The sequence below is a fragment of the Azospirillum sp. HJ39 genome (assembly GCF_041507355.1).
GTDB classification, from domain to species: Bacteria; Pseudomonadota; Alphaproteobacteria; order Azospirillales; family Azospirillaceae; genus Azospirillum; species Azospirillum thiophilum.
Map to the genome: position 1 here is coordinate 438,408 of NZ_CP167913.1, position 16,220 is coordinate 454,627.

Here is a 16,220-nt window from a genome sequence, read left to right on the forward strand (position 1 = left end):
AGGGGTTTCTACGCCGGTCGCTTGACGGTCGCTGGCCGTGTCCGGCGCAGATGGAGTGCGGTCAGGAGGCCGACCGAGGCCGCGGCACTGCCCATCAGGAAGATGCTGCCATAGCCAGCCCGGTCGGCGAGCAGCCCGGCCACGGGGCCGGTCAGGCCGTAGGCCACGTCCTGAAACGCCGCGAACGCGCCGAGGGCGGTTCCGCGAAGGTGCGGCTCCACGATATGGACGACCTCCCGGCCCATGGAGGGGAAGACCAGCGAACAGCCAAGGCCCGTCAGGAAGGCCCCGGCCAGCGCCAGCAACGGATCGTTCGCGCTCCAGACCAGCAGCTGGCCGACGGCTTCGACCGCGAGCGATCCGATCGCCACCGGCAGGCCGCCGATGCGGTCCGGGAGATGGCCGAGGGTAAAGCGGACGAGGACGAATCCGGTGCCGAAGGCGGTCAGGCCGAGCCCGGCGAAAGGCCAGCCCTCGCGGACGAAATGGAGGGAGAGGAAAGCGCCGATCGCGGCGAAGCCGATGCCCTGGAGGCAGACGACGGAGCCTTGCATCCATATCCGGCCGAGCACGCTCCGGAATGGCGGGCGTTCGGCATTCGGATGGGCGGCGACCCCTTCCATCCTGCTGACGGCCAGCAGCCCGAGGGCGGGCAACAGGGCGCTGACCGCCATGGCGCCGGAGAAGCCGAGCCGGTCGAGGAGCGCCAAGCCCACCGGGCCGCCCGCTGCGAAGGCGCCGTAGAGCGCGGCGCCGATCAGCGCCAGCACCTTGCCCGCCCGCTGCGGGCCGACGATGCCGATACCCCAGGCCACAACGCCGACACCGGCCAAGCTCTCGCCGAGGCCGATGAGCAGGCGTCCCAGGACGAGTAGGCAGAATGCCTGCCACGGCAGGTGGGACAGCAGTCCGGCGGTCATCGAGACCAGCCCGCCCGCTACGTAGAAGACCAATCCCCGACTGACGGCGAGCTTGGCACCCCGGCGGTCGGAGAGGGTACCGGCGAACCCGCGGGTGAGGATGGTGGCGAGGAAAGCGCTGCCAACGCCCAGCCCGGCCCAGACGTTGCCGAGGCCGAGATCCCCGGCCACGAAGAGCGGGATCACCGGCAGGGAGATGGCGACGCAGAGATAGGAGATGAAAAGAACGACGGCGAGGATGATGAGGCGGCCTTGAGCCGCATCGCGCGCCGGTTGGGGACCCATGGTGGTTCTCCACGCTGGTCCTCGATCGACGGGCCGTCCGACAACGCGAACGCGCTCCGATCGACGAGGATCGTTGAGCGCGTTGGTTGACGTTAAACGCTTACGGCCAGTGCGACTGGCGATGGGCAACGCTTACTGGAAGCGGGCATAAAAAGCAATGCGGAAGTTAACCGCTTTCTTTTTGCGGGCGCATCCGATCTCCTGCAAGAAGGAGAATTCGACGGCGCTGCATACGTGCGTAATGCTTCCCTAAGCAACAGCAATACTAATGGTTTGCATACGAATTTTGAATCTACGGATTGGGTAAGGCTAAGGAGTCGGAGAATTTCTGTTTCATCGTCTCGATTATCTAATCAATTGTATTGCCATCAGGTGATCAGGGAGCAAGCCATGCCGAGGTTTGGAGGCGGCTTCCGGGACACGCCGGAACGGTGGCTCCCATGCTGACGACACCGAGTTGGACGGAGGACGTGAACTCCGGGGGGCCAATCAACTGCCGACCATGGCCGGGCTGCTTACCCTGTATCCCGCCAGTGTATCCCTCGCGTCTCCCGTCATTGAGGATGAGCTATTCCCCTGTTCATCAATTTCATCAGTTCCCGTTGCATGAACCGTTGGAGGGCCGCCCCCTTGCGCTCCAAACATGTAAGCAGTTCGCAGGCAGAAGAGCGAAGCCCTTCAATTGGGGCCGATAACGCCAAGCCTACCATTTCGACGGGCTGGCGGTGGCATGTCTAACGAACCGCTCTCTCCCCGGAAGCCATCCGGACGGATCTGGCTCGGCTTGAAACGAGTTGATCCCACAGGCGACGTCATCCGTAACCTATCGGCCCTTGAGGTCGATGGTGACTGCCTGTGGTTCGCAGCCGACGAGGATGCCGCCATCCATCGCGTCGTCCGCAAGGGGCGACACCGGTATGCCAAAGCCAGTTCGTACCGGCTGTGGGACTACTTTCCGCAACTCCCGGAAGGTCCGGATCGGGAGGTTGATATTGAGGGGCTGAGCATCTTCGGTGATGCGCTGTGGGTGCTTGGCTCGCATTGTCGCGCTCGCGCGAAGGACGGTGTACAGGATGGTGCCCCTGGGCCGATTGAGGCGCGTCCCAACAGACACCTTCTCGCACGCTTGGCGCTCGGCAATGCCGACGCCGACGGCCGTCGTGGGCTTGCGGATCCGGGCGAACCCGGTGCCGCCTCTTCCTTGGCGTTCACGGCGGCAGGCGACGCGCTTACCGATGCGTTGGCCGATGACCCATTGTTCAGCCCCTTCCTTGCGTTACCAGCCAAGGAGAACGGGCTGGACCTCGAAGGCCTCGCCGTCGATGGGACGAAGGTCTATGTCGGCCTGAGAGGGCCGGTCGTGGCCGGTAAGGCCATACTGTTGGAACTCACGATCGGGTTTGGCGCCGAAGGTGGCCTCGAACTCGTCGACGACGGAAGCGGGTGCTCTTTCCGGAAGCACATCCTGGATCTCGACGGTCTTGGGATCAGGGATCTGGTCCTTCGCGGAAAGGATCTATTCATCCTGGCTGGGCCGACGATGCTGCTCGACGGCCCATGCTTCATCTATCGTTGGCGCCGCGAAAGAACGGGGTCGATCAAGGAGGTCGAACGCATACTTCAGGTGCCCACCAGGTGGAAATCCGACCATCCCGAGGGGCTGACCTTGATCGCGGTGGACGGGGAGGAGCGACTGCTGGTCGTCTACGACAGCCCGGCCAAGCAGCGGATCGATGGTTCGAAGGTCGCGGCCGATCTCTTCGAGACTGGTTCAGAAGGCAATTCATGAGTTGACTCGGGGGAAGTGTCTGCCGGGTGCAGAGTCATTCCAGCGAGGGTCAGCGGCGAGCTCATAGACAACAGTCCAAGAGCGCAGGCGAAAGGGGGAAACATGAAGGCCCTGCTGTTTGGGATGGCCGCGCTGATGGTGTCAGCGCAAATGGCATCCCCTGCCATTGCTGAGGTTCGTTTAGCCACTTGGAACGTGCGCGAGGCGTTCACCGCTGCCGAGGTTGCGGCCCGCGCCGCAGATTTCGATGCAGCCGCCGACATGCTTCAGCCTGACATCCTGATGGTTCAGGAGATCGCGTCCTGCGAAGCGGCAGAAGCCATCCGCAATGTGATGCGCCTTCAAGGCTATCATGTCGCCTGCACTGATTTCTCAGCAGACGGCGACAGGCACAACTCATTTGAGGTTGCCATCATCAGCCGGTTCGCACTCGCCGACGTCACCGAATTTGATCCAACTCCGGATACCAGCCTACCGGGCGTCACCGAGGTCCAGTTGCTTCCATCGGACGGGGTGGAGGCAGTGCCGACCCATCGAGGTTTCTTGTGGGCACGGGTTCCCGAGGTGAACCTGTCTGTTGCAGTGGTGCATCTGAAATCCGCGCGCGGTCGGGCTGGTCAGCAGGATGCTACCAATGCTCGAGAGCGTGAGATGGTCATCTCGGCGGTGGCCAAGCAGGTTGTTGCCGCGAGTGGGCGCCGTCCGGGCGACGCGATCCTTGTGGCGGGCGATTTCAACGTTGGGCATTCGGACCGGGCGAAGAACGGGCGCGACCTCACCCAGGATTGTTTTAGTCGCTGCGGCTCCAAGGATCTCTACGATGACACGCACGCCATCCTGAGTGCTGGCTTGGTCGATGGGCTTAGGATGCGGAACCTAGTCGCTGGCATCCGAACCAGCACGTTTCCGAGATTCCCAGGCAGTCCCATCGACAACATCTACGTTCTCGAGCCGCAGCGGCGTTTCGCCGACGCCCGGAAGTCCGACGAGACCTTCGGCTCCGACCACCTCGCGGTGTGGACCACGATGGATGGACCGGTGCCAGGATCATCGCGATTTTCTGCTATCGGCGCCGTTTCGATGCTGGGCCGCACGCTTCCGTCTGTGGACTCGTATTACGCTTCCGTCGACACTTCGACTCCAGACCGGTTGCGCCGGACACTACACGATGTGATCGCCAACTCCCGGAGGTTAAGCTACGGAGAGGTCTGGGATGCCCTTGCCAAGACCGACGCCGAGCCGGACAGGCCCGACCATGTCCGGCTTATCTACAGTGAAACGTCGGTGCCGGTTACCAACTGGGAGCGTGATCCCGGGAACAACCGACTTCCGACGGCTTGGAATCGGGAACATGTCTGGCCGAAGTCGCATGGCTTTCCAGAACGTGGACAAGCCGCCCATACGGACATTCACCATCTCCGTCCGTCAGATAAGGATGTCAATTCGCGGCGCGGCAACTTGGATTTCGATGTCGGCGGCAACTTGGTTCCGGAGACTCGGGGTGCCAGGAGGGACTCTGACTCCTTTGAGCCACCCGACGCCGACAAAGGCGCCGTCGCCCGCATGATGTTTTACATGGCCATCAGGTATGAGGGCGATGGAGCCAACGGGAACCTGGAACTGAGCCGGGGGCAAACAGCCGGAGGCACTCCCTCCATTGGTCACCTATGTGTCCTGCTCGGCTGGCACCAGCGTTTTGGAGTGACGAACTGGGAGCGTGGGCGGAATGGCCGGATATACGAAATCCAAGGGAACCGGAACCCATTCGTCGACAACCCCGGCTGGGTAACGCAGTTGTGGGGAGGTCAATGCTGACCGTGGTCCACGCCTCTGGTCAGCCGGTTCATAATAGATGTAGCCGTGGTGTTTTGTCGTTGTTCTGCGGCAGATGGTAAGGTGGCGGGCTCAGTGCCACCCTTGTAGAGCGCAACGGTGGCAGTATGGGAAAACTCGCAACGCCTGCCGCCGACTTCCATAGAATTGTCGGAGCAAAAGACGCACGAGGTTTCAGGCTTAATCATTTCTCTCCGTTTGCCCTTAGGCGACTAGCGATTCCGACTGGAATGTGGGAGGAATTCATGCTCAGAACCTTTAGCTTTTCCCTCCTCGTTTTGATGATTGCATTGGGGGGCTTTGGTCCAACCCGCGCGGATGTGGTGTTGGGTTCATGGAACATCCGTACGCTTGCGACCAACGGAACCGTGTTCCCGGACGACGTTCCGCGTACCGATGCCGACTTTGCGCTTCTCCGTACGGCCAGAGATCGGTTGGGCGCCGATGTGATCGCCCTTCAGGAGGTCACCAGCCCACACGCCGTCGCAAAGGTGTTTCCGGCTTCCGACTACGTCATCTGCTTCAGTGGCCAATACGACGCTGACGAGGCTGGATTGGCGCCTTGGTACCCGCCAGAGAAACTGGGTGGCATTAAGCCCACCTGTTACGGAGACGCCAATGCGCCTTTCCCGGACCCCACTGCGGGCGCCCCTCGAAAGCAGTATGTAGCCGTAGTGGTCCGGCGCGCGTCCGGGATGGTGGTGGAGAGTGTCCGCGATGTCCCGGAACTCGGGTTGACGGTGGAGGAGGAGAACCGGGACACGAAACAGATGGAGATTCGGTCCGTACGCTGGGGGCTCGAGGCTACACTGGCTGGGGATAGGAAGCGCTTCCGCCTGCTTGCCGTTCATCTGAAGTCGGGCTGCAACACCGGTGAACTCCGAGAGGTGAACTGGAACAACCCGACGACATGGTCGCCGAACGGCCGGAACGATCACGCTTGCATGACGCTGGCTCGGCAAATGGCGCCGTTGAGGTCATGGTTGGCAAGGGCGCGAGCCGACGCGGTGCCTTTCGTGATTGCCGGTGATATGAACCGCCGGATCGACATTGAAGCCGCGGATGAGCAGACCCCAGACTTCTGGCCGGTCCTGACAGGAGCGGCCACTCCCAGGGCGGACGATGATCAGCCTCTGGCGCGAGTCCCGGAAGGCGAAAAATCGAAGAAGGCATGTTGGCCAGAGGACGACAAGAGCGTCTTCGTGAACGCGATCGACTATTTCATATTCGACGCGCAGTTTCGGCCAGCAGACTGGGGGGCGTCATATACCAAGCTGCGGTACGCAGATATGGTTGATCCGGTCACTTCCAAAAAACTCACCAAGAAGGATGACGCTGGAAGGACGTCCGACCACTGTCCATTCTCGGTTCGGCTGAAATGATGTGGGCTGCTCGTCGCACACTTGCGGCCATTTGAGCTCGAAGTCTCAGGCCTTAACTGGTCTCGATCAGGTAGTTCCAGAGCACTGACGCAGCGCGGCCGATCAGGAGCGTAAGCGAATCCTGAATTCGCTGATGCTGATCGGCCGCGTTTATGGCTTACCATGTTGCCTTCAAAGTGAATTCGTCCGCTGCTCAGTGAAGATGCTGGTGAGCGGGATAACTTAGGTCAGTCTTGATCGCACGAAGGGAATGATGAAGGCGAACGTGCCCTTCGAGGGTGACGGCCCGGTCAGGATTGCAGTACCTGTTCCAGAGCGAGATGCTCAAACGGTGCGACCGAAGATGTCGTTGAGTTGCTTGTTCGATGTGCCGGATGCGAGTCCCTCGAACGATCCGGCCTTCATCGCCTCCGCCATGCGCATGACCGCGCCCCAAGCCGCCCGCGCCAGTCCGCCGCCGATGCTGATCCGCCGCACACCGAGATCGGCGATCTCAGCCTGGGTGGCGTCCGGGCGCATCACAAGCAGGTTGACTGGCTTCGGTGCCACGGCGCGGACCATGCTCGCAATGTCGGCTTTCTCGATCACGCCGGGCGCGTAGAGGCAATCGGCGCCTGCATCGGCGAAGGCCACCAGCTTGTTGATCGCCTCGGATACCCGCGTGGGATCGGTCAGCAGGATTTCGGTGCGAGCCACCAGGATGACATCCTCGCCGGTCTGATCGATGGCGGCACGCGCGGTCCGGATGCGTTCGACGGATGTGGCGGTATCGTAGAAGCCAGGTCCGCCATCGGCTCGGATGTCCTCGATCGACAGGCCCGCGACACCAACGTCGACCGCGAGGCGAATGTTCGCAGCCAGTTCCTCAAGATCATGGGCGAAGCCGGATTCGAAATCGGCGTTCACCGGGAGGTCCGTGGCGAGGACGAGGTCCCCAACATGCTCCAGGACATCGTCGAGTTCGACCCCATTTTCGGGGCGGCCCTGCGACCAGGAATAGCCTGAACTCGTCGACGCCAGCGCGCTGAAGCCCATGTGCTCCATCATCCTGGCACTGCCGACATCCCAGGGGTTCGGCAGGATGAAGCAGCCCTCCTCATGAAGCGCACGGAAAGCCTCACGCTTTTCTGCGATGGTGCGGGCCATGGGTCATCTCCTAAAAGAGGGCTGTAAGACGCGGATTTCCGAGGGCTGTCCTGGAATCCATCTGGAGGAAAACCATGACGAAGAGCCTTCGGCTTGTCACCCACAGCGGCTCGTTCCACTGCGATGAGGTGCTGGGCTACGCCATCTTGCGCCGCGCCCTGCCGCCCGAGGCGCTGGCTGCCTCCAGTCTGATGCGCACCCGCGACCAGAGCGTTATCGAGGCCGCCGACATCGTCTGGGACGTTGGCGGCGTCTTCGACCCCGCGCGGGGGCGCTTCGACCACCACCAGCGCGGTGCCCCGGTGCGTCCCGACGGCTCGCCCTACTCCTCGGCGGGCCTGTTGTGGGCCGCCTTCGGCCATGACGCGGTGCGCGCCATCATCCTGGCCGGACGTGGCGACGAGAACGTCGTCGGGAAGATCTGGACGGAGATGGACGAGCAGGTAGTCCGCCTCGTCGACCTCGCCGACAACGGCCAGCGCCCCGTCCCTGACTTCGGCGACGAAGGCCTCGACCGGGCGGCCCGGATCGCCGACGGGATGGCTCTGCCGTCCTTGATCGAGGTCCTGAACCTGCCCTGGGATGCCGACGTGATCGACCGGGCTCTGGTCGAGGACGAGCGCTTCGCCCGGGCCGCCGAGATCGCGGGAGCCTTCCTCGACGGCCGCATCGAACAGATCCGCGCCCGGATCACCGCCCGCGACATCGTGCTGGAGGCTCATGCCCGCTCGGCCGACCCGCGCGTGTTGGAGCTCGACCGCGGCATGCCCTGGCAGGGACCGGCGCATGACGCAGACCTGCCGGTGCTGTTCGCCGTTTACCCGGACAAGGGCGGCGACGCCTGGATGGTCGGGTGCATGCCGCCGGAGCCGGGCAGCTTTGCCCAGAAGCTGCCGCTGCCCGAGGTATGGGCGGGCTTGCGCGACGCCGAACTCGCCCGCGTGTCCGGCGTGCCGGACGCCGTGTTCTGCCACCTGAACCGCTTCATCGCGGCCGCCCGCTCGCGCGAGGGAGCGCTGGCAATGGCGCGGCTCGCCCTGGCCGATGGATGCCCGTGATCTGGAGGGCGGATCGTCCTTAAATCTCGATGATCTTGGGCGTGAAGCCCTCGGCTTCCGGCTCGATACACACATAGCCACGTTGTGCCGACATGACTCGGGTGGAGCCAATCTGAATATTGAGGCTGTGATGTGTGTGGCCGAAAATCCATGCCATCGGCTGCCAAGCGGTGATTTCCTCGGTCATGTCGCTCACGAAGGCCGGGGTGAGCCGACCCCCGATGTGTTGCGGTCCGCTGGCCTCCAAGACTGGCGCGTGGTGGGTGACGATCAGGATTTCGGCGTCGTTACCTTCTTCGCCACGGATGCGTTCAACCTCGGTCGCGAGCCAGGAACGGCTTTCCAGGTTCATCTCTCTGGCGATCGCTGGCGTCAGCAGGCGGCCGCGGAGGAAAATGCGGCGATGGTCGTTCAAGCAGTCGGCCGCGCGCCTCATCGCCTGCGAGATTTCCCCTGTCGAATCTCCGTTGGCTTCGTAATCCGTCCATAGGGTGCACCCGAGGACATGCAGGCGGCGACCGTCGAAGCCGAAAGCGGCTGTTTCGTTCTCCAGGAAGGTCACCCAGCCATTGGTCGCTCGCGCGGCGGCCCGCATCTCCGGGATCAGGAGGTCAAAATCACGGCCATCGTACCCTTCATGATTTCCGGCCACGCAGATGACCTTCGCGCCAAGAAACAGGGATACCCTCTTGGCGTACTCGATGCTCCGTGCACCGATGTCAATATCCCCGGCCAGGACAACAAGATCGATGCCTTCTCCAAGAAGGCTGTCGAGCAAAGGACCAACCTCCGGATGTCCGGGAATGCTGGTTCGGCTTTCATGCAACTCCATCCACGCCGCCGTCGGCCTTGCAGGACCCGGCGGTGCCTCGAACTCGTTGTGGAGGTCGGACATCAAGGCCAGCCGGATCTTTCTGGCTTCGGTCATGGCGCTGCTCCGGCCTCCACTGATAGCACACCGGCAAAGTATCAGGCTCTGGCCTCGAACTCGGCGATTTCTTCTTCCTCAGGCTTGCTGGCTACGATCTGATCGCGCTCGTCATCTTCGAGGCCAAGTAGTCGCCCCCCCCCCCGGCGCGGGCTTGCCCCGCGTGGCGGGTGGCCAAAATGGCTTGGCACCGGACGGGCTGCTCGCCGCGATCAGCAGCAGGCCACTCGGCCCGGCCGAGATTACTAATGCTCGTGACGCACTGGTATCCTGCTGGGGCGTTGGCATCGACGAGGCTGCTGCAACGGTCTTGGCGACCTTCCATCGACTGGCGGCCTTGCTGATCGGAGAGCCAGCCGCCACGATATGAGAAAGAATCACCATAGGGTTGGCCAAAATCGACTCTATACTCTCTTGCAATATTCTTTATGCAATGCGCGCCACAGATTCTTCATTTCTGTAATTCTTGGATGAAACCAGCTTCCCTCGTATTTATCAGTGCGGAACGTCTTAAAATCATCACGTTTTAATACATCTCTCAGAACTTCTTTGAATATGCCATCGTTTAAATCAAAGGGTCCTGATCGTTCGGTGGTGTCTCTGATAACGACATCCCGAAGGTGGCTTTCCCACGGAGCCCTGTGTGCATTACGAACAACCCTATTGCTAAGGAACCACCATTCAAGCGGGTGATTACGGCTAGGTAGACCGTTTCGGTTTCTTCTCCATGCGAGCATGCAAGAATTAACTATAATACTCTCATCTTCTTTTCCTTCGATATCAATTGCCCCATCCATAATGCTCAGATAATCAGGGCCGACTTGCTTAATAATATTATTTTCTTGTAATTCTGGATTGTAATCTGACCACCAATTCAACAAAGGGAGAGAATCATTCTCTGGGTCAAAGAATCGAAAAGATCCGATTGTCGGCTTCGTGCGTTGGCGATCATTCCATTTTGATTTGGCCTTCTTTATATCGTCCTCACCGATCTCACGAGATTCGTTCCAAAGAATTTCGAACCATGTATCAATGCTTCTATCCACATCGACGGCAACTCCGGCTTCAGTCCAGTAGCTCTGTTCAGCGCCTTCAAGACCAAGCCCATTGGCTGATGCGTTGGCTGATGTTATAATAGCTTGCTTATTTCCTATATATACCTTGGCATGCAGCCTGTCTGCTTGACGAATACGGACCCCGGCCCGCTGTAATTTCTCAATTACATTTGGATTTGTGCCACCAGCCAGTAGATTGCAGACAATTTTGATTTGGTTGCATAACTGCATGGGCGCGAAGAGCTTGTCCGCGCCTTGCCCCCAGAACGCGACGGCGCACCGTACGGGGCGTTCCTCCATTATACCTGATATTGCCTTGGAAAGTGCTTCACCGGTCAAAATATCAGCCATTGGTAACTCCAGTTTATGCAGGAATATATTTGTGCGATCGATGCGTTCATCATGCGCAAATCAAGGATTATGACGCGCGACTTGCCTTTCGTCGGATCGGACGAGGCATCTATGTTGCCGCTCTACGCAGCCTTCGGCATTCGCGCGGCCTCCAGCCTCTCCACGGCCTTGCCGACGAACCGCCCCGCGTCACGCCCGGTGTAGCGGAAGGACGCCTCGAGGCGCTGGAAGACGCTGGCCTCGTCGCGGGCGGCGCTCAGCCAGTTGAACGACCCCTCGACGATATCGGCGTCGTCAACGCACAGCGTCTTCGCGTGCACCCGCTTCACGGGGGCCACCTCGGCCCCGGCGGCGGCCAGCATGTCGGCCGCGCGCAGGTAGGTCGCCTTCAGGCGGCGGTTCCTGTCCTGGCCGTCCTCCTTGTTCTGCTCCGGGTCGACGTAGACGGTGACCTGGACGCCGCGCCCGACCGCCTGCCGGATCAGGGCCGGGACGTCGCACCGGCCGTCCTGGATGGCCCGCTCGGTAAGGTAGGGCGACGAGATCGCCACCCGGCGCCTGGCCCGGCCGAAGGCGTCGGCCAGCAGTTTCAGGTGGCCGTCCAGGGTGTCCACCCGCTCCACGCGATCAGGGTCCGGCGCCAGGGCGACGAAGTCCGGGATGGGGACGACCTCCAGGCGCTGGGCCGCCTCGCGGAACACCCCGCCGCCGCCCCACAGGCTGAGGTCGCCCACCACGTACAGCGAGGACTTCGCCCGGGTCGCGGCCACGTTCAGAATGTTCGGCGTCTTCCCCGCCCACGCCACCGCTCCCTGGCGAGCGGCGCTCCCGCCGAGCAGCAGGATGACCGTCTCCGATTCCTTGCCCTGGAAGGTGTGGACGGTGCCGACATGCCTCTTCGCCCACGCCTTCACCGCCTCGGCGTCGATGGAAGGGTCGAGCCGACGGAACGCCTCGGCACGCGACAGGACCATCGCGCGCATCGCGTTGGCGACCGTGCGGAACGGCGTGATGACGAACGCCTCGGGCATGCCGCCGTCGCGCAGGTAGCGCCCGCGCAGGAACTTGCCCTTCGCGTCGACGAGCTTCCCGGCAAGCGCCCGCTGTTCGACCATGCGCTCCAGCATGCGCATCGCGTACTCGCCCTGGCCGGGCACCCAGTTGCCGTCCGATGGGTTGGGAAGCCGCAGGTCGAACCAGGCGCTCGGATGGCCGCCGGGGCCGAAGTCGGGGATGTCGCCGCGCCACCCGCGGGTGTCCAGCGGCGGCTTGCCCAGCACCATGGTGCCCGCGTAGGAGATCGCGTTGCTGATCTCGAACATCGGGTCGTGGCAGCGCCGGTGGACCCGCAGCGGGCAGCCGACCCAGGTGCCGTCCGGGCCGCCGATGTAGGCGCCGAGCGGGTTGCGGCGGTCCGAGACGGTCTGCACCGAGCCGACCCGCACGTCGAAGCCGACGTTGGGCACCGCGTGCTGCCGGTACAGGAGCGCCGACACGTTGCCGGGCAGGGTGACGACGGGCTCGACCTGCTTCGGGTCGCCGACCACGACGGCCCGCTTCGCCCGCCAGATGGCGCCGACGGCGGCCTGGGGCGTCGCCTGGCCCGCCTCGTCGATGAGCAGCCACCCGAGCTCGCCGGGGCCGAAGTCGTCGGCGAACATGCGGCCGACCGAGGCGAAGGTGCTGGAGATGACCGGCACCGTCACGAAGAAGGTGTTCCACAGGTGCCGGGCTATGCGGGGGCGCGCGGCGGCCACGTCGCGGTCAGCGCGCAGCAGGTCGGCGAAGAGCCGCAGATTGTCCACCACCCGGCCGCTGGCCCCGCCGAGGAAGGCGAGGTGGACCTGCACCGCGGCCGCGAAGAGCTCCTCGCGGGCGAGGTCGAGCTCCTCGCTCACCCACACCGCCGCCTGCTCGCGGTCCTGGCGCTCCATCTCGAACGCGGCGGCGAGCGACAGCGGCTCGCGGGCGAAGCGTGCCTTGGCGGCGCGCAGCCGCTCCCGCGCCACCGTCAGGGCGGCCGCCGCCTCGTTGCGCCTGCTCCCGGCCCGCGCCCGCGCGGCCTCGGCCGCCTTGCCCTCGTCGGACAGCCGCCGGAACTCGGCCTCGGCCTCCCGGCAGGTCCGCTCGGTCGCCTCGACCTCGAGGCGCAGCGCCGCGATCCGCGCCTTCCATTCCTTGGCCGCCGAGGTGCCGAACAGGCGGGCAAGGAAGCCGGGCTTGTCGGCCAGGGCGAGCGTGGAGCGCTGTAGGGCCGCCTGCCGGTCCCGGTCCGCCCGCTCCCGCCGCTGGCCCGACTCCTCCGCCACGCTCCCGGCCGCCGCCGCGGCCGCCCCGGCGCGCTCCAGATCGGCCGCGGCCGCCTCGCCGTCGCGGGTGGCGCGCTCGATCCAGGCGGGTGCCTCGGCCAGGTCGCGGGTCGCCTCCACCAGGCGGGCGACCCGTTCCTCCGCCGCCCGGAAGGCCGCGACCGTGCGGTCCCAGTCCATGCGGGCGCACGGCCCCTGGATGGTGTCGCGCACGTTGGCCCGCACCTCGGGCGGCGGGTTGACGGCGACCACCTGGAGGAAGCGCTCGGTCTCCACCTCGTCGGAGCCCTTGCGGATGAACTCGGACTCCTCGCGCGTCCCGACCAGCGTCACGGTGATGCTGCGGCTTTCTCCGCGCTCGGCCCACAGGGCGGCGAGCTCCTCGGCGGTCTTGCCGAACGCCTTCACGGAGTGCTTCTCGCCCTCGGCCATCGCGTAGGCGAACACCCACCTGCCGCCGTTCTTCATCGGCTTCGGCTCGGACATCCAGGTGATGCGGGCGTCCTTCATGGTCTCGGTGCGCGAGGTGTCGTCGGAGGGCCAGTACCGGCCGACGAAGGCGGAGCGGTTGGTGGCGTTGCCCAGCGCCGCCGAGGCAAGGCCCCAGACTTCCTGTCCCTTTGGGGCAAGGTCCTGCGCCACCTCCTTGAAGAACGCGAGGCGGGCCAGCGCCTGCGGGTCGCTCCGATGGGATTCGGCTATCGAGGCGACGTCGGGGAGTTCCTTGGTGATGTTTTCCACCGCCGTGTTGTTGCTGGAGCAAACCAGGATGCCGTGGTCGGACAGCTTGGCGTCGAGCTCCCAGACCGGCGCGGCCCGGCGCCCGACGACGATGGGCTGCATCTTGCGGAAGGCGTCGGTGGGCTTGGCGAAGCCGCACATGGCGGCTGCGCGGTCGACGAAGACGGCGCCGATGACGTCGCGCAACAGGGTGCTCTTGCCGGTCCCCGGCGGGCCGTTCACGCTGAACAGGCCGCCGTCGGCCATGGCGAGCGCGCCGTTCACGGCCATCTGCTGGCGCAGCACCAGCGGATGGCCGCCGTGGCCGCGCGACGGCCACTTGCCGATGGGCAGGGCGTCGACGCCGGTGACGGCGGCGATGGTCTCGTGGCGGTCGGCGTCGCGCCGGTCGGCCTCGTCGAGGTCGCGGGGGTCGAGGTACTCGGCCAGCGCGGCGGACCAGCGCCCGTCCCGCACGGCCTCGGAGACGCGGTGCAGGTCGGGGTAGACGAAGCTGTCGATGACGCCGCCGGAATCGTCGCCGTCGCGGCGCAGGCGCTGGGTCACCGAGGCGTGGGTCGCCGCCGCCCTGGCCATGGAGAGCGGCGGTGTCCGCTTCAGCATCCCGGCGACCCACTCGCCGACCGCGCGCAGCCCGGCGTTGTCCAACGGCGCGCTTCCTTCCGCGGCCCAGGCGGCGTCGAAAGCCTCGCCGAGCTCGTCCTGCCGTTGGCTGTAGTGGCTCTGCGGCTGCGGACCGCTGTCCAGCGCCTCGAAGCGCATGGCGAAGTGCGTGACGTTCAGGCTGCCCTTGAGCGGCCTACCGTCCGTCCCGACGGAGAAGGCGGCGAGGAAGGCGTCGCGGCCCTGGCCGTTGCCGTCGACGATCGCGTCCGGCTCGACGCCCATGGCTTCCGCGATGGCAGCGGCGGTCGAGCCCGTGTTGAACAGGCAGACCCGCGCCACGTTGGAGATCCTTTGGAGCTTGCGGGGATCCTGGTGCCCCATGGTCCAGTCGACCGGGGCCGACCTGTCGGAAACGCCGTGCGTCCGGACGTTGCGGTCCTGGCCGTCCTCCTTCTCGATCAGCGGTGGCGTGAGCGCCTCGACGTCCATCCAGTAATTCAGCGTGGCCTGGGCGGAAGCGACGTCACGGGAAGCAGCCAAAACCGATACTCACTCTCGGATTGCGGTCCGGATACCCCTATCGGATTTTTTAGAAGCCTGCAATTCTCGCGTGCACCGGATGGAGGAGCGCCAGGGTGTCGGACGGGCGCGCGGGCTTCACACCCGCCTGGGATCCGAGGAGGCGTGCCGCCGGAGGTCACGCTTGCCCGATGTCGCTGTCATCGGCCATCGTTGCTTCGACCCGGACCGCCTTCAAGTAGGCGCGCCCCATCTGCAACCGCCCGCTGGAGAAGGAGGTGTTTGCTTCCTGTCTCAGTCCTGCTCATGCCGTAGCCCGAAGACAGCGAGGGCCTCGGCGGCCGCGCCAGTTCACCAGGGGTCATTCTCCCGGGGCAAGCGCTCGACGTCTCTGCTTTCGAGGATAACGATTGAGGGCGAGCAACCGAGCTTCTCTCTGATCGGATAGACCGCGTCGATAGCCTTCTCCAACCCCTCTTCCACTGTGACCACAGCTACATCGAGGCGATCCTCCCCGCGGTGAGCAGCGGGGAGGGGCAAGATACCGACCCGAATTATGCCATCACAACAGATGATGGTTCATGCCGATCAGGCGTAAACTCGTTGCTCGTCAGGAACTTCCTCAATCACGAGCCGTCGCCCCAGCGTCTTCAGAGCGTTTTGGATTGCCCCGATATGGGACTTGTGGTCCAAGTCGAGCATGCGACGAACTGAATTTTCCCCAATGTTCCCCAAGCGGCGTGACATCTCTGTGTTCGTGATGCCATGTCGACGCTTAGCCATATAGAGCGCCAGTTTTGCCGCGTGTAGCGGTTCCAGAGCGATAGTCTGACCGGGAATGCTGGGGGTGGACGGCGATGGCAGATCAAGGTCATCCTCAATGTACGCACCGAGCGCAGCCACCAGCGCGTCCCTCAGTTCGACCACCGCTACGGCAGGATCCTTGTCGTCTGTTGCCGCGCCGCGAATATCCGGGCACTTTGCCAGCCAGAATCCCTCTTCGTCCTTCGTCAGGGTATAGGGATATTCAAACCGCATTTCACAGCCCCCTTATGTCCGCCTTCGTCAGGCCAAGATCGTCAAGCATGGAAATCAGCAGCCCCGGACCCGTCTCTTTCTTGCGGTCCTTCACGGTCGTGAAGGCTGTGCCGTAGTAAAGCCGTCCGTGGCTGCCTTTGCCTTCGCGAGAGTCAAATCGAACATCTATCCCGCGTAACTTGCCAAGCTGCTCGATCTTGGCGATGAAATCCGCTCCAGTCATATAATCTCATCCAGGCGTGTTGCACAACAAAAATCGC

General features: G+C 63.7%; 11 protein-coding genes. 4 read left to right on the top strand and 7 right to left on the bottom strand.

The window, feature by feature from the left end; all coding sequences use genetic code 11:
* Positions 1–8: 8 nt before the first annotated feature.
* The gene (locus ABMY26_RS33405; RefSeq protein WP_372400503.1) at positions 9–1,205 is read right to left on the bottom strand and encodes an arabinose transporter; all 1,197 of its coding nucleotides are present in this window, start codon (positions 1,203–1,205) and stop codon (positions 9–11) included.
* A 784-nt stretch (positions 1,206–1,989) separates the two neighbouring features.
* Here ABMY26_RS33405 and ABMY26_RS33410 point away from each other — a divergent pair.
* From ABMY26_RS33410 to ABMY26_RS33420, 3 genes are all read left to right on the top strand, one after another.
* The gene (locus tag ABMY26_RS33410; protein WP_372399748.1) at positions 1,990–2,994 is read left to right on the top strand and encodes a DUF3616 domain-containing protein; all 1,005 of its coding nucleotides are present in this window, start codon (positions 1,990–1,992) and stop codon (positions 2,992–2,994) included.
* 102 nt (positions 2,995–3,096) lie between these two features.
* Positions 3,097–4,809, top strand: coding sequence for an endonuclease (locus ABMY26_RS33415; RefSeq protein ID WP_372399749.1), 1,713 nt, complete (start codon positions 3,097–3,099; stop codon positions 4,807–4,809).
* A gap of 263 nt (positions 4,810–5,072) precedes the next feature.
* Entirely contained in the window at positions 5,073–6,209 is a 1,137-nt protein-coding gene (locus tag ABMY26_RS33420) for an endonuclease/exonuclease/phosphatase family protein (protein ID WP_372399750.1), read from the top strand.
* 324 nt (positions 6,210–6,533) lie between these two features.
* On the opposite strand, the gene ABMY26_RS33425 is transcribed toward ABMY26_RS33420, so the two are convergent.
* The gene (locus tag ABMY26_RS33425; protein WP_372399751.1) at positions 6,534–7,355 is read right to left on the bottom strand and encodes an isocitrate lyase/phosphoenolpyruvate mutase family protein; all 822 of its coding nucleotides are present in this window, start codon (positions 7,353–7,355) and stop codon (positions 6,534–6,536) included.
* 74 nt (positions 7,356–7,429) lie between these two features.
* Between ABMY26_RS33425 and ABMY26_RS33430 the strand changes: the two genes are divergently transcribed.
* On the top strand, positions 7,430–8,413 hold the full coding sequence (locus ABMY26_RS33430; RefSeq protein ID WP_372399752.1) for an MYG1 family protein: 984 nt from the start codon (positions 7,430–7,432) through the stop codon (positions 8,411–8,413).
* Between the two features lie 19 nt (positions 8,414–8,432).
* Here ABMY26_RS33430 and ABMY26_RS33435 read toward each other — a convergent pair whose 3' ends face one another.
* From ABMY26_RS33435 to ABMY26_RS33455, 5 genes are all read right to left on the bottom strand, one after another.
* On the bottom strand, positions 8,433–9,341 hold the full coding sequence (locus ABMY26_RS33435; protein ID WP_372399753.1) for a metallophosphoesterase: 909 nt from the start codon (positions 9,339–9,341) through the stop codon (positions 8,433–8,435).
* Positions 9,342–9,745: 404 nt separating this feature from the next.
* The gene (locus ABMY26_RS33440) at positions 9,746–10,747 is read right to left on the bottom strand and encodes a phospholipase D family protein (RefSeq protein ID WP_372399754.1); all 1,002 of its coding nucleotides are present in this window, start codon (positions 10,745–10,747) and stop codon (positions 9,746–9,748) included.
* 122 nt (positions 10,748–10,869) lie between these two features.
* Positions 10,870–14,943, bottom strand: coding sequence for an AAA domain-containing protein (locus ABMY26_RS33445; protein ID WP_372399755.1), 4,074 nt, complete (start codon positions 14,941–14,943; stop codon positions 10,870–10,872).
* Between the two features lie 567 nt (positions 14,944–15,510).
* On the bottom strand, positions 15,511–15,960 hold the full coding sequence (locus ABMY26_RS33450; protein WP_372399756.1) for a type II toxin-antitoxin system HicB family antitoxin: 450 nt from the start codon (positions 15,958–15,960) through the stop codon (positions 15,511–15,513).
* Position 15,961: 1 nt separating this feature from the next.
* Complete coding sequence (locus ABMY26_RS33455; RefSeq protein WP_372399757.1) at positions 15,962–16,183, bottom strand: hypothetical protein; 222 nt, start codon at positions 16,181–16,183, stop codon at positions 15,962–15,964.
* Positions 16,184–16,220 lie beyond the last annotated feature (37 nt).